2 protein-coding genes are annotated in these 1,562 nt (G+C 45.7%); both read left to right on the top strand.

The features are described from left to right. Positions 1-112 precede the first annotated feature (112 nt). On the top strand, positions 113-919 hold the full coding sequence (locus AC5KOD_RS02635) for an energy-coupling factor ABC transporter ATP-binding protein (protein ID WP_496912989.1): 807 nt from the start codon (positions 113-115) through the stop codon (positions 917-919). A gap of 164 nt (positions 920-1,083) precedes the next feature. Further along, a partial coding sequence (locus tag AC5KOD_RS02630; protein WP_496912988.1) for an MFS transporter occupies positions 1,084-1,562 on the top strand: 479 nt, incomplete at its 3' end.

Below are 1,562 nucleotides of genomic sequence, written 5' to 3'. Positions count from 1 at the left end.
GTGGTGAAGCGGGGAACTTGGCAAACGGTCATCACCTCACCAGAATTTGAAGGATCAGGGGTTCGGCGCTCCTTACTAGCTGATTTATATCAAGAAATAAAGGAGGAACCCCATGATAGCAATTGAAATGACTGATTTAAGTTTCTCTCACATACAGGGTGTGCCTCTTTTTGAAAACATCACACTGCGTTTAAACCAAGGCGAGCACCTCGCCCTTATCGGACAAAACGGTGGCGGGAAAACTACCTTGATGAAACTACTGGCGGGATTATTACAGCCCAATCAAGGAGAGATAAAGCTTTTTTCAGAGAATTATGTTGGCCGACCCATTGCCGAATACGCTCACAAAATCGCCTATGTCTTTCAAAATCCAGACGAGCAAATGTTCAATCGAACGGTTAAGGCCGAGCTACTTTTTGGGCCTAAAATGTTGGGTTTTTCAGCAGAAAAGCGAGAGACGTTACTAGCAGAGATTACCAAGCTGTGTCAGCTCGAGGAGGTATTAGTGAGCCATCCTTTTGATTTATCGCCGAGTAAGCGCAAGCGGATTGCTCTTGCCTCTGCCTTGATGATGGATACGCCAATTTTGATGATGGACGAACCAACAGCCGGGCTAGATGGTCATGGCATCCAACAGCTTTCTCAGGTATTGAGCTATCTCAAAGACAAAGGCAAAACAGTTTTGCTGATTAGCCATGATTTGCCCTTCGTCAGAGCACATTTTCAACAAGCCTTGATCTTTTCAAGTTCAGGTCAATTTATCAAAGCTGACGTGTCCAGTGCCTTGTCAAATCCAAGCACCGTTAAACAAGCCAAGCTGACCTTATCATTAGAAAAAGCCGAGGCACGTCGCTTGATCAACGAAGGCAATCTCTCGCTGATGGAATTTGTCTCGACTGTTATGAAAGAAAGGGGCTGACCATGGGACAATCACTGATTTCCCTTAAACCAAGAGGCACCGTCATTACCATTATCTTTCACCAAGACCTCCAAAAATATCTGATGAAACGCTCGCTGCTCCTGATATATGGCACACGAGTTGCCCTGAGTGACTAAGTGTTTTTTAATGAGGAGGCGTTAAAAATGAGTGAAAAAGCAACAAAAGTAACGATTTATGTGGCGATGCCGTGGGTGATTTTTCTGTGTTTCATGCAGGTTTTTAGTGACAAGATGTTTGGCATGATTACGCCGAGTATTGCGGAGTCTTTCCAGATAACTCCCGCAGAGGTCAGTTTACTCACGACCATTGCGGCACTGGTATTTGGTGTCGGTGGGGCGATTTATTCGACCTTATCAGATGTGATGTCCGCTCGTAAGCTATTTACAGTTGGAGCGGCAGCCTTTGGGATTGGCTCGATTTTAGGCTTTGTGTTACAGTTTTCTTTTCCTTTAGTGGTTGTGGCGCGAGTGGTTCAGGTCGCAGGGGCGGCAGTGATTCCCGGTTGTTTTGTCGTCCTCGTGCGAAAGTATGTGGAAAAAGAAAAGCAAGCGACTTATTTGGGGATTAATACCGCCATGTACCAACTATCGGCGGGACTAGGCTCGGTGTTTGGTGGCTATAT

The sequence above is a fragment of the Vagococcus sp. WN80Y genome, assembly GCF_059621045.1.
This window is presented reverse-complemented; position numbering and strand designations above follow the sequence as displayed.